Below are 15,729 nucleotides of genomic sequence, written 5' to 3'. Positions count from 1 at the left end.
ATGCACGGCGTCGTCGAGCCGCGTGGCGCCAGTCACCGTGGCGGGCGCGGCCAGGGGCAGCACGCAGGCCGTGCCGGGCGGCAGCAGCAGCAGCCGCGCCGCGCGCAGCACAAGGTGCGTCGCGCGTGCCGGCGCACCCGGCGGCAATGGCAGGGCCGGGAGGCCCTCGGGCTGGAAGCTTCCGCCCTCCACCCGGCCGGGCAGGACGGCGCGCGCGCCGAGGAAGCGGGCGGTGAAGAGATGGCGAGGCCGTTCGGTGAGCTCGGCCGGCGGCGCGCATTCCACGATGCGCCCGTGGTCCATCACGGCCACGCGGTCGGCCAGGGCCAGCGCCTCCTCCTGGTCGTGCGTCACGAACAGCGTGGTGATGCCCGCCGCGCTGCGCAGCCGCGCGATCTCCTCGCGCATCTCCACGCGCAACCCGGCATCGAGGTTGGAGAGCGGCTCGTCCAGCAACAGCAATTCGGGCCGGATGACGAGCGCGCGGGCCAGCGCGACGCGCTGCTGCTGGCCGCCGGACATGCGCGCGGGGTAGCGGTCGGCAAGGCGGCCCAGCCCTACCGTCTCCAGCGCCTGCGCCACGCGCGCCTCGCGCTCGGCGCGTGGCAGGTTGCGCATCTCGAGGCCGAACGCGACGTTGCCGGCGGCGGTCAGGTGCGGGAACAGGGCGTAGTTCTGGAACACCATGCCGATCTGGCGGCGATGCGGCGGGTCGCGTTCCACTGCGCGGCCGCCGATCAGGATGTGCCCGGAATCGGGGGCGACGAAGCCGGCTACCAGACGTAGCGTGGTGGTCTTGCCGCAACCGGAGGGACCGAGCAGCGCGATGCACTCGCCGCGCGCCACGTCAAGCGAGACACCATCCACCGCCGCTGCTGCGCCGTAACGCTTCACCAGGGCATCCAGTCGGAGGTGCGGGGCGGGGGTCACGCGCGGCAGGTTAGGCAGGCGGCGGGGCTGCCGCTACGGGGTGGTGGCGGTGCTTCGATGTCGCCAGACCGCGCGGTGCACAAAAATCTCGCGAATGCCCGCTTTCGCGGCGCCCCCGGCCCGCGCTATGCCGGCGCCGTGCCGGGCTGCCTTGGCACGCGCCTTGCTCCGAAGGCGGAGACTGCCCGCGGGCAGCGGCGCCGCCGGCCGGGCGGTGCGCCGGACGGATTTGGAGGGACGAGGACGATGGCCAGCAACGGCGACAGCCAGGACATGACCGGGCGCACGCGCTATCGCGTGCAGCGCCGTGCCCTGCTCGGCGGCGGCGCCGCCTTTGCGCTGGCCGCGGTGCCGGGAGCACGGGTGCCGGTGGCGCAGAGCCTCGACCGTGTCTCCTTCCAGACCAACTGGCGGGCGCAGGCGGAGCATGGCGGCTACTACCATGCGGTGGCGTCGGGCATCTATCGGCGCCACGGGCTGGAGGTGGACCTGCGCATGGGCGGTCCGCAGCAGAACCCGGCGCAGCTACTGCTGGCGGGTCGCGTGGACATGATCATGTCGAACGGCTTCCAGGCGCTGAACTACGTGCGCGAGGGCCTGCCCTTCCTGACCATCGGCGCCATCATGCAGAAGGATCCGCAGATCCTGATGACGCATGAGGGCAACGGCATCAATTCCTTCGAGGACATGCGCGGCCGCCCCATCCTGGTCGGCGCCTCCGGCCGCGTGACCTACTGGCCGTTCCTCCGTGCCCGCTTCGGCTTCACGGACGAGCAGATCCGCCCCTACACCTTCAATGTCGGCCCCTTCCTGCAGGACCGCATGGCGATCCAGCAGGGCTTCCTCTCCTCCGAGCCCTTCTCGGCCATTGCGGGCGGCGCGCGGCCGCGGGTGTTCCTGATCGCCGATGCCGGCTACAACAACTACAACACCACCATCGACATCTCCCAGCGCATGGTGAACGAGCGCCGCGACGTGGTGCAGCGCTTCGTCAACGCCACGATCGAGGGCTGGACGCAGTACATGACCGGCCAGGGGATCGAGGCGGCGAACGCGCTGATCATGCGCGACAACCCCGAGATGACGCTGGAGCGCATCAACTACGCCATCCCGAAGATGAACGAATACGGCATCGTCCGCTCCGGCGACGCGCTGTCGCTCGGCATCGGCGCGATGACGCATGAGCGCTGGCAGTCCTTCTACGAGACGATGCGCGACGCCGGCCTCTACCCCGCCAACATGGATTTCCGCCGCGCCTACAGCCTGGACTTCGTGAACAAGCGGGTCGGCGTGTCCTGATCCGGGCGTGCACGGAGGACGCGTGATGGACGGCAGCGTCATGCCGGCGCCGGTGGCGGTGGGGCAGCCCGTCGTCACCCTCTCCGGCGTGGGCAAGCGCTACGCCAACGGCACGCTGGCCGTGCAGGGGGTGGAGCTGGCGATCGGGCAGGGGGACTTCGTCTCCCTGCTCGGGCCCTCGGGCTGCGGCAAGTCCACGGTGCTGCGCATGGTGGCGGGCCTGATGGCCCCGACCACTGGCCACATCGACATGGCGGCCGGCGGCCAGACCACGGGCGACATCGGCTTCGTCTTCCAGGAGCCGACGCTGATGCCCTGGTCGAACGCGCTGAAGAACGTGATGCTGCCGCTGCGCCTGGCGGGCGTGAACCGCGGCGAGGCGGCGGACCGCGCCGCGGACGCCCTGGCCTCCGTCGGCCTTGCCGGCTTCGAGAAGGCATACCCCCGCGCGCTGTCGGGCGGGATGAAGATGCGCGTCTCCATCGCGCGCGCCCTGGTGACGCGGCCGCGCCTGCTGCTGATGGACGAGCCCTTCGCGGCGCTGGACGAGATCACGCGCCACCGCCTCAACAACGACCTGCTGACGCTGTGGCAGGCGGAGCGCTTCACCGCCATCTTCGTCACCCATTCGGTGTTCGAAAGCGTCTACCTCTCCCGTCGCATCGTCGTGATGGCCGCGCGCCCGGGCCGGGTGGTGGAGGACATCGAGGTGAAGGCGCCCTATCCGCGCGACGAGGTGTTCCGCACCTCGGCCGACTACGCCGCCCATTGCCGCGAGGTGTCGCAGGCCTTGCACAACGCGATGGGAGAGTGAGGACAGGCCGATGAGCGTCACCCTTTCCGCCAACGAGGCCGCGACCGCGCCCGTCGAGATCCAGGAGCGGCGGATCCTCGGCCTGACCCCGGAAGGCTGGGCGCGGATCCTGATGCCGCTGCTGATCGGCCTGCTCGCACTCGGTGCCTGGGAGTGGGCGGTGCGTGCCAACGAGGTGCCGAGCTACATCCTGCCCGGCCCCATCGAGATCGGGCGGACGCTGATCCGCGACTGGCACACCCTGCAGGTCTCGCTGTGGATCACGCTGCAGATCACCTTCGCGGCGCTGTCGGTGGCCGCGCTGCTCGGCCTTGCGCTGGCGGTGCTGTTCGCGCAGTCGCGCGTGATCGAGATGTCGCTGTTCCCTTACGCCGTCATCCTGCAGGTCACGCCGATCGTCGCCATCGCGCCGCTGATCATCATCTGGGTGGACGACGTCCGCATCGCGCTGCTGATCTGCGCCTGGATCGTCGCCTTCTTCCCGATCCTGTCCAACACCACGCTCGGGCTGAACAGCGCCGACCACAACCTGCAGGACATGTTCCGCCTCTACCGCGCCAGCCGCTGGCAGGTGCTGATGCGGCTGCGCCTGCCGACGGCCATGCCCTTCTTCCTGGCGGGGCTCAAGATCTCGGGCGGGCTCGCCCTCATCGGGGCGATCGTGGCGGAATTCGTAGCGGGCACCGGCGGGCGTGCCTCCGGCCTCGCCTACCGGATCCTGGAAGCGGGCTTCAACCTGCAGATTCCGCGGATGTTCGCGGCCCTGGTGCTGATCTCGGTCACAGGCATCGCGATCTTCCTGGTGATGTCGCTGATCTCCCACCTGGCGCTGCGGCACTGGCACGAGAGCGCGATGAAGGAGCGCAAGTGAAGGATGCGTTGAAGGCGGCGGGCAGCCGCTTCTGGCTGCGCAACGCGCGCGCGCCCGGCGTGCTGGTGCCGGGCTTCGAGGCGGAGCGGGATGCGGATGGTCTGGTGCGGCTCGACATCCGCATCGAGGATGGCCGCATCGCGGGCGTTGCCCCCGCAGGCAGCGCCCCGGAAGGCGTGGACATGCAGGGCGGCCAGATCTGGCCGGCGCCGGTGGATGCGCACACCCATCTCGACAAGGGCCATATCTGGCCGCGCGCGCGCAACCCTCGCGGCGACTTCGCGGGCGCCATCGAGACGGTGATGGCCGACCGCACCGCCGCCTGGTCGGAGGCGGACGTGGAGGCGCGGGCGGATTTCGCGATCCGCTGCGCCTATGCGCATGGCACGGTGGCCATCCGCACGCATATCGACACCTACCTGCCGCGCGCCCATGGCAGCTGGCGCGTGATGACCAAGCTGCGGGATCGCTGGGCGGGTAGGGTCGCGCTGCAGATGTCCTCCATCGCACCGCTGGACCGCTTCGTCGGACCGGATGGCGAGGTGCTGGCGGATCTGGTGGCGGAGTCGGGCGGCGTGCTCGGCATGGTGACGCGGCACTCCGGGCACATCCACGACGACCTGCCCGCCGGCTTCCAGGAGGAGCTGGACCATTTCTTCGCCCTGGCCGAGGCGCGCGGCCTCGACATCGACCTGCATGTGGACGAGAGCGGCGAAACCGGCGCCCGCGCTCTGCGGGAGATCGCGCTGACCGCGTTGCGCCGCCGCTTCAAGGGCCGGATCCAGTGCGGCCATTGCTGCTCGCTGTCGATCCAGCCGGAGGAGTTCGCGCGCGAGACCATCGCGCGTGTCGCGGAGGCCGGCATCAGCATCGTCGTGCTGCCGATGTGCAACATGTACCTGCAGGACCGCGTGCCCGGCCGCACGCCCCGCTGGCGCGGCGTGACGCTGGTGCACGAGATGCGCGCCGCCGGCATCCGAGTCTCAGTCGCCTCCGACAACACGCGCGATCCCTTCTACGCCTATGGCGACCTCGACATGGTCGAGGTGTTCCGGGAGGCGACGCGCATCCTGCACCTGGACCACCCCTTCGGGGACTGGTTCCGCGCCGGCACCGCCAACCCGGCCGAGGCGATGGGCCTCGCGGGCCGCGGCGCGATCGCCGCCGGCGCGGCAGCCGACCTGGTGCTGTTCAGCGCACGCTTCATGACGGAACTGCTGTCCCGCCCTCAATCCGATCGCGTGGTGCTGCGCGAGGGCCGCGTGCTGGACGCGACGGCGCCGCATTGGCGCGAGCTGGATGCGGTGGTGGGTGTCTCTGGCTAGCTCACCATCGGGCAAGGCGTTCGCGCACGCGCGTGACGAAGGCCGCGCATTCGGCGCGCGTGCGCTGGTCCATGCGGGTGAGGGTCAGCCATTCCACCTTGCAGTCGCGCGCGCAGAGCCGGCGAAGCCCGCGGCCGATCAGCTTGCGGTCGATGCGGCCGATGTACCAGAGCAGCCAGGTCGGCGAGCCGTAGGTGGTGACCACGCCGATCCGGCGGATATTGGTCAGCGCCGGCTCGATGGCGCCGGATCCCAGGTGGAAGGCGACGCCCGGCGACCAAACCCGGTCGAACCAGCCCTTCAGGATGGCCGGCATGCCGTACCACCAGGTCGGATGCACCAGCAGAAGGGCGTCGGCGCGGCGCAGCGAGGCCACATGGTCCTCGATGCCTTCCAGGTTCGCCGGCACGTCGTGGTAGCGCCCGCGCTCCGCCGCGCTCAGCACGGGATCGAAGCCCTCCGCATAGAGGTCACGCAGCTCCACCGCATGGCCGGCGGATTCCAGCGCGGCCTTCGCGGCATCCCGCAGCGCCGCGGCCAGGCTGTCCTCCCGCGGGTGGGCATAGATCATCAGCACCTGCATGGCGCCCGCGTAGCAACCCGCGTGCCGCCTGCGCAACAGAGGAAGGATCCACGGCGATGATGACCGCCCCCGTGATCGGCAAGCGCGCCGGCGAGCTGCGCGGCTTCCGCATCGCGCCGACCGACACGAACTACTTCGCCTGCCTCTTCGACCCGCTGGAGGACGGCGTCTCCTTCACGCTGGTCGTCGAGATCTTCGAGCCAGGTGGCCGCACGCCGCCCAACAGCCATCAGGTGGCCGAGGAATGCTTCTTCGTCCTAACCGGCTCAGGCAAGGCCTATGCCGACGGCAAGGAGATGTCGATCGGGCCGGGCGATGCCTTCGTGCTGAAGCCGGGCGTCGAGCATGTCGTGGTGAACGACACCGACGCGAAGCTCTATTGCCTGACGCTGATGGCGCCGAACGAGGGTTTCGCGGAGCTGATCCGCAACGGCACCCCGGTGGAGCTGGCGCCGGAGGACATCGCGGTCCTGATGGGCCGCGGCGCCGCCTGAGATGCGCGTCCTCTACCTCTACGCCCATCCGCTGCCCGAGAGCTTCCACGCGGCGATCCGGGAGGAGGTGCGCGCCGGCCTGCGGGAGGGCGGGCACGAGGTGGACCTCTGCGATCTCTATGCGGAGGGCTTCGACCCGGTGCTGAGCGCCGAGGAACGGCGCGGCTACCATGCCATCCCGTCCAACCGCGCCCCGGTGGAGGCCTATATCCAGCGGGTCGAGCGGGCGGAGGCGCTGGTGCTGTCCTTTCCCACCTGGTCCTTCGGCCTGCCGGCGATCCTGAAGGGCTTCTTCGACCGCGTCTTCGTCCCTGGCGTCTCCTTCGTGCTGCAGGACGGCGTGGCGCGGCCGAACCTCACGCAGATCCGTCGCATCGCCGGCATCAGCACCTACGGCCGGCCGCGCTGGAACGCTGTGCTGGTGGCCGACCCGCCGCGGATGGCCGTGACGCGCTACCTGCGTGCGCTGACCGGGTGGCGGGCCAGCGTGGACTACCACGCGCTCTACGACATGAACCGGGCGACCGACCGGCGCTGTTCCGCCTTCCTGGCGAAGGTGCGGCGGGAGATGGCCCGGTTCTGAGCGGGTGTCTTGCCGCGCCGGCCGAATGTGCCGATCCTCCGCCGGATCGGCGCGGCCGCGCGAGCCGGCTGCGCCACGGGAGGAAACGGCCATGTCACGCATCACCCGCCGGGCGGCGCTCGGCGCCCTCGCCGTCACGCTGGCGCTGCCTCGCACGCTGCGCGCGCAGGGCCAGGCGATCCGCATCATCGTGCCCTTCGCGCCTGGCGGATCGACCGATGCCGTCGCCCGGCTCGTCTCCCCGGGGCTGACGCAGCGCCTGGGCGCGCCGGTGGTGGTGGAGAACCGCTCCGGCGCGGCCGGATCCATCGGCGCCGATGCGGTGGCGAAGGCGCGGCCGGACGGCCAGACCTGGCTGCTGACCTTCGACAGCCACGCCACCATTCCCGCGCTGCTGCGCGCCCCGCCCTTCGACGTGCTGACGGATCTCGACCCCGTGATGCTGATCGGCGGCTCGCCCTATGCCGTGGCGACGAAGGCGGACAAGCCCTTCCGCTCCATCGCGGACGTGGTCGCGGCGGCGCGGGCGCGGCCGGACGCGGTCTCCTACGGCTCCACCGGCAACGGCACCATCGGGCATCTGACCATGATCCTGCTGGGCGAGCGCGCGAATGCCCGCATGACGCACATCCCTTATCGCAGCGGCGGGCTGGCGGTGAACGACACGGTCGCGGGCACGGTGGACATGATGATCGGCAGCTCCGCGCTGCTGCTGCCGCACATCACCGGCGGCACGTTGCGCCCGCTGCTGCAGTTCGGCCCGCAGCGCCTGCCCGGCCTGCCGGACACCCAGACCTCGGCCGAGGCCGGCTTCCCCGGCCTGACCGCGGAGGCCTGGTGGGGCGTCTTCGCGCCACGCGGCACGCCGGCCGAGCAGGTGGCGCGGATGAACACGGCGCTGCGCGAGACGCTGAGCGAGGAGCGCGTGCGCCGCACCATGACCGAGACGCAGCAGGCACGCCTGGTGCTGTCCTCGCCGGAAGAGTTGCGGACCTTCTTCGCCGCCGAGGTGGAGAAGTGGGGCGGCGTCGTCCGGGCCAACGGCATCCAGCCGGACTGACGCGCCCCGATGACCGCAGGGCCGTCAGGCCCGGAGGTCTGAATCGGGTCGCTCGCCGTACGAGGGACGCTTTCAGGCTTCCGTCGCGCGCCGCAGCAGCGAGGCGAACAGCGCGGCGCGCGCCTCCGTCCGCGCCGGGAAATGGCGCGCGCTGTCGGCGGCCAGCGCCGCCGGATCCACCAGCCCGGGCGGCGTGAAGCGCTCGGCCCAGCCCTGCAGGATCTCGGGCGTCGCTTCCGGATGGAACTGCACGCCGATGGCGCGGGGCAGGGCGATGGCCTGCACGGTGCCGGCATCCTCGGCCAGCACCGCCGCGCCGGGCGGGGCGGTGATGGCGTCGCCGTGCCAGCGCGGCCAGGGGCCGGCGAGCACCGGGTCGGCCACGCGCTCCACGCCGAACCAGCCGCGGAAGAAGCGCCCATCGGACATGCGCGCGCTGTCGCCGCCCGCCGCCGCCGCGATCATCTGCGCGCCGAAGCAGATGCCGATGGTCGGCCGCCGCGCCGCCAGCCGTGCCGCCACCAGCGCGCGCTGCCGCGCCACCCAGGGGATGTGCGTGTCATAGACGCCATGCGGCGAGCCGAGGACCACCACGGCCTCCGCCGCGTCCATCGCCGCCTGGTCCAGCGCCTCGCCGGAGGTAACCGCCAGCGCATGGCCCTGCTGCGCCAGCCACTCGCCGAAGGCGCCCTCCGGCGCGTTCTCGCTGTTGCGGACGATCAGCAGCTTCATGCGTTGCGCCCCGCATAGGCCTGCCAGCCGCGCGCGCGCAGCTCGCAGGCCGGGCAGGTGCCGCAGCCCGCGCCCCATTCCTGCGGTGTGCGGTGGCCGAGGTAGCAGGAATGCGTGTCGCGGCGGATCGCCTCCACCAGCGCGGCGCCGCCCAGCTGCTCCGCCAGCTCCCAGGTCGCGCGCTTGTCGCGCCACATCAGCGGCGTGTGCAGCACGAAGCGTGACTCCATCCCGAGGTTCAGCGCGACCTGCAGCGCCTTGATGGTGTCGTCGCGACAATCCGGATAGCCGGAATAGTCCGTCTCGCAGACGCCGGTGACGATGTGCTTCAGGCCGCGCCGGAAGGCGAGGGCGGCGGCGAAGGTCAGGAAGATGAGGTTGCGGCCAGGCACGAAGGTGTTGGGCAGGCCGCCGGTCTCCATCTCGATGGCGACGTCGCGCGTCAGCGACGTCTCACTGATGGCGCCGAGCGCATCGAGCTTGAGCAGGTGGTCGGCGCCGAGCCGCGCGCGCCACGTCGGATGCCTTGCGATCCATGCGCGGAAGCTCTCCCGGACCTCAAGCTCCACGCGATGCCGCTGCCCGTAGTCGAAGCCGATGGTCTCGACCTGCGCGAAGCGGTCCAGCGCCCAGGCCAGGCAGGTGGCGGAATCCTGCCCGCCGGAGAACAGCACGAGCGCCGTGTCGGTCATGCCGGAAGTCGCTCCGTCGCCCAGCGCGCGCACTCCGCCACCACGGGGTCAGGATCCTCGCACAGCCCCTGGGCCACCGTGCGCAACGCGCCGTCGCCGCTGTTGCCGATGGCGACCAGCACGTTGCGCACGAAGCGGTCTCGGCCGATCCGCTTGATCGGGCTGCCGGCGAACAGCGCGCGGAAGCCTGGATCGTCGAGCGCCGCGAAATCCGCCAGCCGCGGCGCCGCCAGCTCGGCGCGCGGGGCGAAGGCGGGCTCGCTGTGGGCGCGGGCGAACTTGTTCCAGGGGCAGACGGCCAGGCAGTCGTCGCAGCCATAGATGCGGTTGCCCATCCGCGCGCGCAGCTCCTCCGGGATCGGGCCGCGATGCTCGATCGTCAGGTAGGAGATGCAGCGCCTGGCATCCAGGCGATAGGGCGCCGGGAAGGCGTCGGTCGGGCACACGCGCAGGCAGGCGTCGCAGGACCCGCAGTGATCCGTCTCCGCCTCGTCCGGCGCGAGGTCCAGCGTGGTGAAGACCTCGCCGAGGAACAGCCAGGACCCATGCCGGCGCGAGACGAGGTTGGTGTGCTTGCCCTGCCAGCCGAGCCCGGCCGCCTGCGCCAGCGGCTTCTCCATCACCGGCGCGGTGTCCACGAAGACCTTGAGGTCGCTGCCCTTGAACCGCTGCACCATCCACTGGCCCAGCGCCTTCAGTCGCTTCTTCACCACGTTGTGGTAGTCGCGGTTGCGGGCGTAGACGCTGACGGTCGCGCGGTCGCGCTGCGCCAGCGTCGCCAGCGGATCGTCCTCCGGCGCGTAGGACAACCCGAGCGAGATCACGCTCGCCGCCTCGGGCCAGAGTGCACGGGGATGGGCCCGCTGCTCCGCGCGCGCCTCCATCCAGCCCATGCCGCCATGCATGCCGTCCGCCAGGAAGCGCGCCAGCCGTGCCCGCGCCTCCTCCGCCAGATGCGCGCGGGCGAAGCCGACCGCGTCGAAGCCGAGCTCGAGCGCCCTGGCGCGGATCAGGTCGCGGGCGTCACCCGCGGCCGCGGTAGCTCGGGACATCCTGGTTCGGGATCCAGACGCCCTCGGGCGGCGTGCCGGTCTGGAAGAAGACGTCGATCGGGATGCCGCCGCGCGGATACCAGTAGCCGCCGATGCGCAGCCATTCCGGCTCCAGCAGTTCCTCGATGCGCTTCGCGATGCCCACGGTGCAGGCTTCGTGGAAGCTGCCGTGGTTGCGGAAGCTGGTCAGGAACAGCTTGAGCGACTTGCTCTCCACCAGCCAGTCGCGTGGCACGTAGTCGATGACCAGGTGCGCGAAGTCCGGCTGGCCGGTGAGCGGGCAGAGCGAGGTGAATTCCGGCGCCACGAAGCGCACGCAGTAGCGCGTGCCGGGGTGCGGGTTGGGCACGCGCTCCAGCACCGCCTCGTCGGGCGATTGCGGCTGCCGCGCGTGCTGGCCGAGTAGCGTCAGGCCGGAGACGTCGGTCTTGATGCTCATGCCGCCTTCCTCTCCGCCTCGCCCTCGGCCCATCCGGCCTCGATCGCCGCCGCCTCCGCCTCGAAGCGGCCTTCCAGGATCGCCCGGCGCAGCCTGGCCATCAGGGCCTGGTAGTAGCGGATGTTGTGCCAGGTCAGCAGCATCGGCCCGAGCATCTCCTCCGCCTTGATCAGGTGGTGGAGATAGGCCCGGGAGTGCTTCGTGCAGGCCGGGCAGTCGCAATCCGGATCGAGCGGCGAGGGGTCGTCCGCATGGCGCGCGTTGCGCAGGTTCAGCACGCCGCGGCTGGTATAGGCGCGGCCGGTGCGCCCGCTGCGCGTCGGGATGACGCAGTCGAACATGTCCACGCCGCGCCGCACCGCGCCGATCAGGTCGGCGGGCGTGCCCACACCCATCAGGTAGCGCGGCGCCTCCGCCGGCAGCAGCGGCACCGTCGCGTTCAGCACGCGGAACATCTCCGCCTGGCCCTCGCCCACGGCCAGGCCGCCGATCGCATAGCCTTCGAAGCCGATGGCGGTCAGCGCGCCGACGCTCTCGGCGCGCAGCTCGTCGAAGGTGCTGCCCTGCACGATCCCGAACAGCCCATGCCCCTCGCGCGGGATGAAGGCCTCGCGGCAGCGCGCCGCCCACGCCATCGACAGCCGCATGGACTGCGCGGCCTGCTCATGCGTGGCAGGGTAGGGTGTGCATTCGTCGAAGCACATGGTGACGTCGGCGCCCAGCAGGTGCTGGATCTGCACGCTGCGCTCCGGCGTCAGGCGGTGGTAGCTGCCGTCCACATGGCTGCGGAAGGTCACGCCGTCGGCGTCCATCTTCCGCAGCTCGGTCAGGCTCATCACCTGGAAGCCGCCGGAATCGGTCAGGATGGGGCCGTGCCAGTCCATCATCCGGTGCAGCCCGCCGAGCCGCGCCACACGCTCCGCCGTAGGGCGCAGCATCAGGTGGTAGGTATTGCCGAGCACCATGCGCGCGCCTGTCGAGCGCACGGCGTCCGCCGTCATCGCCTTCACCGTGCCCGCCGTACCGACGGGCATGAAGACCGGCGTCGGCACCTCGCCATGCGCCGTCACCAGCGTGCCGGCGCGGGCCGCACCATCGGTGGTGGTGGGCTTCCAGTGCAGCGTCATGCCCCGTCGCCCTCGCCCAGGTCCCGTTCGCAGCGGAACAGCAGGCTGCCGTCGCCGTAGGAGAAGAAGCGGTACTCGCGGGCGATGGCATGCGCATAGGCCGCGCGCATCCGCCGCGTGCCAGCGAAGGCGGAGACCAGCATCAGCAGCGTGGAGCGCGGCAGGTGGAAGTTGGTCAGCAGCGCATCCACCGCCTTGAACCGGTAGCCCGGCAGGATGAACAGGTCGGTCAGGCCGCGGAATGGTGCGACGGTCCCGTCCTCCCGCGCCGCGGTCTCCGTCACCCGCATCGCCGTGGTGCCGATGGCGACCACGCGCTTCCCGGCGGCGCGCGCTGCGTTGATCTCCGCCGCCGCACCCGCGTCCATCTCGCCCCATTCGCGATGCAGGCGGTGGCGCCGCGGGTCGTCGTCGCGGACCGGCAGGAAGGTGCCGGCGCCGACATGCAGCGTCACGGTGGCACGCTTGACTCCACGTGCGTCCAGCGCCGCCAGCAGGCGGTCGGTGAAGTGCAGGCTGGCTGTGGGCGCGGCGACAGCGCCGGGGCGGCGGGCGAAGATCGTCTGGTAGTCCGCCGCATCCTCGGCGCGCGGGCCGGCATCCCGGTGGATGTAGGGCGGCAGCGGCACCTCGCCTGCCTTCTCCAGCGCCGCTGCCAGCGCGGCTTGGTCGGGGCCGAAGTCGAACAGGACGGCGCCGCCCTCCTGCCGTTCCACCACGCGGGCGGCGCAGCCCTCCGCGCCCTCGATCGACACCATGTCGCCGGGGCGCAGCCGCCTGGCGTTCTTCACCAGCGCCTGCCAGAGGCCGCCGCCTTCCGCACGGTTCAGCATGATCTCGACGCGCGCCTCGCCCCGTCGGCCATGCAGCCGGGCCGGGATCACGCGCGTGTCGTTCACCACCAGCACATCGCCCGGATCCAGCAGCGCCGGCAGGTCCAGCACGCCGCGATCCTCCAGCGCGTCCTCCCGCACCACAAGAAGCCGCGCGGAATCGCGCGGCCGCGCGGGCGCCTGCGCGATCAGGCGCTCGGGCAGGTCATAGTCGAACTCCTCGGTCCGGAGCGCCGGAGCGTCTGGAACCGGGAGCGGGGGAGGGGCCTCCGGCATGGCCGCGGCATGTGGCGCGCCGCCGGGGGCTTGTCCAGCGCCGCGCGACACCGATCGGTCATGCGCCCGGCCCGCGGCTGGCGCTAGGATCGGTGCCGTCGCCTCAACCAGCCTATCGGAGCCTGCATGCGCCTGCCCGTCGCCCTGCTCGCCGTCGCCGCCCTGCTCGGCCTGTCTCCCGCCGCGGCGCAGGCGCCAGCGCCATTCAGCTTCATCGCCTTCGGCGACATGCCCTATTGCCAGCCGACCGCGCCGCAGGACTGCCCTGCGGAGGAAGGCCGCGTCGCCCGGCTGATGGGCGCCATCAACCAGGCGGAGCCAGCCTTCGCCATCTTCGTCGGCGACACCAAGGGCGGCAGCGACGTCTGCACCGATGCCAGGGTGCTCGGCCCCTTCGCCTGGATGAGCCTGTCCAACGCCCCGCTGGTCTATACCCCCGGCGACAACGAATGGACGGATTGCTGGCAGGACCGCGGCGGCCGCTACGACCCGCTGGAGCGCCTGGCGCTGATCCGCAGCCGGTTCTTCGCGGATTCCAACAGCCTCGGCCGCCGCCCCATGCCGCTGCTCCGCCAGGCCGACACGGACCCGGCGCACCGCCCCTTCGTGGAGAACGCGCGCTGGACGCGCAACGGGGTTGTCTTCGCGACGCTGCATGTCGTCGGCAGCAACAACAACCGCCCGACCGAACCCGAGGAACGCCCCGCCATCCGCCCGCCGCAGGGTGCCATGGCCGAGTTCCAGGCGCGCGACGCCGCCAACATCGCCTGGATGGAGGCCACCTTCGCCGAGGCGGGCCGCACCGACGCGCGCGCCGTGGTGCTCGCGATCCAGGCCGACATCTTCTACGTGCAGCGTTGCGGTCGCGGCTACGACAGCGGCAACCGGGCCTTCCGCGCCGCGCTCGGCCGCGCCGCCGCTTCCTTCGGCCGGCCGGTGCTGCTGATCAACGGCGACATCCATTTCTGGCTGCATGACCGCCCGATGCCAGAGGCGCCGAACCTGACGCGCATCATGGTCCCGGGCGACCGGGAGACGCGGGCGGTGCGCGTGGCGGTGGACCCGAACGCGGCGGATCCCTGGAGCTTCTCCCTGATCGGCCCCGACGATCGGGTGATGCCGAACCGCTGCTGACCCCGACAAATCATTGCACAATCAAACGTAATCGGCGCTGCTGCGACGACGCGCCCTGGCTAGGATGCCGCCCGTTCGGAAGCGGAGCGGGGGTCCGTGGGGAAGCGGGGCACGTATCTCGGGGGCAGCACCATCGTCCACGTGTCCCGCTGGCCGAAGCCCGCGAAAACGCCGGCCAAGGCGGGCGCGGCGAAGCTCTGCACGCGCCTCCTCCGGCCCAAGGAGCTGCTTCCCCGCGTGGCGACGCGGGAGGAGCTCCTCGCGACCCTTCACCAGGCCCCGCCCTCGGTGAAGAGGCGCCTGCGGCACCTGACGCGGGAGGCAGCGGCGATCAAGCGCGAGGAACGGCGGCTGCGGGAACAGGCGGCGGCCTCGTCGCCTCCGCCGCAGCGGCCGAAGGCCTAGACCGGCGTAGCCCTGACTGTGTTCAGCGCTACGCCGGTCCGGCTTCTCTGGCCCGGCGATTCACGCCCTGCGCCGTGCCCACCTTCGGTGTGCACACTCAGGGCGATCGCGGGCTAGCGGACCTCACCCCGCCGGGTGCCAGCGGACCAGCCGGCCCAGCTCCGCCGCCTTGCCCCCCGTGGTTCCGATCACCGCGTCCAGGTCCACGCGGCCGCGGCCGGGGATCTCCAGGATCGGCGGCTCGAAGGAGGCGATGCGGCTGCCCTCGGGCGCCTCGACATGGCCGGCCGGCGCGGCCTGGCCGGCCTCGGCCGGCTCGTTGCCCATCGGATGCGCCTCGGAGGGCTCGTCGTTGCCGGCATAGCCGACGCCCTTCATGGGCGCGAAGGTGTAACGCGCTTCCGGCGCCACGCCGGGACGCACGATCTCGTAGCGGTAGACCTCGAAGCGCTCGGGCACCGGCCGCTCCCACCCATCCGCCGGCGCAACGCCGGCGGCCGCGGCAGGGTTGCCGGTCAGGCCCGGACCAGCCCGCGCATCGGCGCGGCGGCCTCGCTGCCGGGGAAGGCCTGGGCGACGGCACGCTCCGGCAGGCGCAGATGGTCGCGCAGCAGCGCCTTGGCGATCGCGCGCAGATCCGCCGTGGGGCGCAGGTCACGGTTCTCGAACAGCGCGTCCGGGCCGAGGCCCGGCCAATCCGCTACCACCCGCCCGCCGGCGATGGCCCCGCCCAGCAGGAAGGCGACGCCGCCCGTCCCGTGGTCCGTGCCGAAATTGCCGTTCATCCGGGCGGTGCGGCCGAACTCTGTGACCACCAGCACGGCGGTCTGCTGCCACCCTGCGCCCAGCGCCGCCCGCAACTGCCCGATCCCGGCATCCAGCGACCGCAGCGGCCCGACTATGCGGTTGGCCTGCAGCGCATGGGTGTCCCAGCCGCCGAGCTCCAGCACGGCCACGCGCGGGCCCTGCCGTTCCGCCAGCAGCCGCCCGGCGGCCGCCGCCAGGCGCGGGAAGCTCGCGCGGTCCGGGTCGCTGTCGGGCGGGCCGAGGGTGGCATCGGCGAAGCCGCGCGCCCGCATG

General features: G+C 71.8%; 18 protein-coding genes. 8 read left to right on the top strand and 10 right to left on the bottom strand.

The window, feature by feature from the left end; genetic code table 11:
- Positions 1-894, bottom strand: an 894-nt coding sequence (locus tag OZN99_RS11450; protein ID WP_270935350.1) for an ABC transporter ATP-binding protein, incomplete at its 3' end; no start/stop codon positions are given.
- Positions 895-1,176: 282 nt separating this feature from the next.
- Between OZN99_RS11450 and OZN99_RS11445 the strand changes: the two genes are divergently transcribed.
- Genes OZN99_RS11445 through OZN99_RS11430 form a run of 4 tightly spaced genes read left to right on the top strand, consistent with a single transcriptional unit; the run spans position 1,177 to position 5,239 of the window.
- Entirely contained in the window at positions 1,177-2,229 is a 1,053-nt protein-coding gene (locus tag OZN99_RS11445) for an ABC transporter substrate-binding protein (protein WP_270935349.1), read from the top strand.
- Positions 2,230-2,254: 25 nt separating this feature from the next.
- Positions 2,255-3,043: an ABC transporter ATP-binding protein gene (locus OZN99_RS11440; RefSeq protein ID WP_270935348.1), complete on the top strand. Its 789-nt coding sequence runs from the start codon at positions 2,255-2,257 to the stop codon at positions 3,041-3,043.
- Positions 3,044-3,053: 10 nt separating this feature from the next.
- Positions 3,054-3,914, top strand: a complete 861-nt coding sequence (locus OZN99_RS11435) for an ABC transporter permease (protein ID WP_270935347.1) — start codon at positions 3,054-3,056, stop codon at positions 3,912-3,914.
- Positions 3,911-5,239 carry a cytosine deaminase gene (locus OZN99_RS11430; protein WP_270935346.1) on the top strand — a complete coding sequence of 443 codons (1,329 nt, stop codon included), beginning with the start codon at positions 3,911-3,913 and terminating at the stop codon, positions 5,237-5,239. Before OZN99_RS11435 ends, OZN99_RS11430 begins: the two co-directional genes overlap by 4 nt.
- A gap of 1 nt (position 5,240) precedes the next feature.
- On the opposite strand, the gene OZN99_RS11425 is transcribed toward OZN99_RS11430, so the two are convergent.
- The gene (locus tag OZN99_RS11425) at positions 5,241-5,810 is read right to left on the bottom strand and encodes an NAD(P)H-dependent oxidoreductase (protein ID WP_270935345.1); all 570 of its coding nucleotides are present in this window, start codon (positions 5,808-5,810) and stop codon (positions 5,241-5,243) included.
- Between the two features lie 68 nt (positions 5,811-5,878).
- Between OZN99_RS11425 and OZN99_RS11420 the strand changes: the two genes are divergently transcribed.
- The 3 genes from OZN99_RS11420 to OZN99_RS11410 all read left to right on the top strand — a co-directional run bounded on the left by OZN99_RS11420 (position 5,879) and on the right by OZN99_RS11410 (position 7,959).
- Positions 5,879-6,316 (top strand): cupin domain-containing protein, encoded by a 438-nt coding sequence (locus tag OZN99_RS11420; RefSeq protein ID WP_270935344.1) that lies wholly within the window; start codon positions 5,879-5,881, stop codon positions 6,314-6,316.
- A 1-nt stretch (position 6,317) separates the two neighbouring features.
- Positions 6,318-6,899: an NAD(P)H-dependent oxidoreductase gene (locus OZN99_RS11415; protein WP_270935343.1), complete on the top strand. Its 582-nt coding sequence runs from the start codon at positions 6,318-6,320 to the stop codon at positions 6,897-6,899.
- Between the two features lie 91 nt (positions 6,900-6,990).
- On the top strand, positions 6,991-7,959 hold the full coding sequence (locus OZN99_RS11410) for a tripartite tricarboxylate transporter substrate-binding protein (RefSeq protein ID WP_270935342.1): 969 nt from the start codon (positions 6,991-6,993) through the stop codon (positions 7,957-7,959).
- 72 nt (positions 7,960-8,031) lie between these two features.
- Here the strand turns inward: OZN99_RS11410 and OZN99_RS11405 are convergent, their stop codons facing one another.
- The 6 genes from OZN99_RS11405 to queA are packed head-to-tail and all read right to left on the bottom strand — an operon-like array spanning position 8,032 to position 13,110.
- Complete coding sequence (locus OZN99_RS11405; RefSeq protein ID WP_270935341.1) at positions 8,032-8,691, bottom strand: type 1 glutamine amidotransferase; 660 nt, start codon at positions 8,689-8,691, stop codon at positions 8,032-8,034.
- Complete coding sequence (queC, locus tag OZN99_RS11400; protein ID WP_270935340.1) at positions 8,688-9,383, bottom strand: 7-cyano-7-deazaguanine synthase QueC; 696 nt, start codon at positions 9,381-9,383, stop codon at positions 8,688-8,690. Before queC ends, OZN99_RS11405 begins: the two co-directional genes overlap by 4 nt.
- Complete coding sequence (queG, locus tag OZN99_RS11395; RefSeq protein ID WP_270935339.1) at positions 9,380-10,435, bottom strand: tRNA epoxyqueuosine(34) reductase QueG; 1,056 nt, start codon at positions 10,433-10,435, stop codon at positions 9,380-9,382. The genes queC and queG overlap by 4 nt, the downstream gene beginning before the upstream one ends.
- Positions 10,407-10,874: a preQ(1) synthase gene (gene queF, locus OZN99_RS11390; RefSeq protein ID WP_270935338.1), complete on the bottom strand. Its 468-nt coding sequence runs from the start codon at positions 10,872-10,874 to the stop codon at positions 10,407-10,409. The genes queG and queF overlap by 29 nt, the downstream gene beginning before the upstream one ends.
- Positions 10,871-12,001, bottom strand: coding sequence for a tRNA guanosine(34) transglycosylase Tgt (gene tgt, locus OZN99_RS11385; protein ID WP_270935337.1), 1,131 nt, complete (start codon positions 11,999-12,001; stop codon positions 10,871-10,873). Before tgt ends, queF begins: the two co-directional genes overlap by 4 nt.
- Positions 11,998-13,110 carry a tRNA preQ1(34) S-adenosylmethionine ribosyltransferase-isomerase QueA gene (gene queA, locus OZN99_RS11380; protein ID WP_270935336.1) on the bottom strand — a complete coding sequence of 371 codons (1,113 nt, stop codon included), beginning with the start codon at positions 13,108-13,110 and terminating at the stop codon, positions 11,998-12,000. The genes tgt and queA overlap by 4 nt, the downstream gene beginning before the upstream one ends.
- A gap of 126 nt (positions 13,111-13,236) precedes the next feature.
- Between queA and OZN99_RS11375 the strand changes: the two genes are divergently transcribed.
- Positions 13,237-14,244 (top strand): hypothetical protein, encoded by a 1,008-nt coding sequence (locus tag OZN99_RS11375; RefSeq protein ID WP_270935335.1) that lies wholly within the window; start codon positions 13,237-13,239, stop codon positions 14,242-14,244.
- Positions 14,245-14,772: 528 nt separating this feature from the next.
- On the opposite strand, the gene OZN99_RS11370 is transcribed toward OZN99_RS11375, so the two are convergent.
- Positions 14,773-15,108, bottom strand: a complete 336-nt coding sequence (locus tag OZN99_RS11370) for a hypothetical protein (RefSeq protein WP_270935334.1) — start codon at positions 15,106-15,108, stop codon at positions 14,773-14,775.
- A 56-nt stretch (positions 15,109-15,164) separates the two neighbouring features.
- The coding region (locus tag OZN99_RS11365) for a DUF1501 domain-containing protein (protein WP_270935333.1) at positions 15,165-15,729 on the bottom strand (565 nt) is incomplete at its 5' end.

This window comes from Falsiroseomonas oryzae (assembly GCF_027856955.1).
Lineage (GTDB): Bacteria > Pseudomonadota > Alphaproteobacteria > Acetobacterales > Acetobacteraceae > Falsiroseomonas > Falsiroseomonas oryzae.
This window is presented reverse-complemented; position numbering and strand designations above follow the sequence as displayed.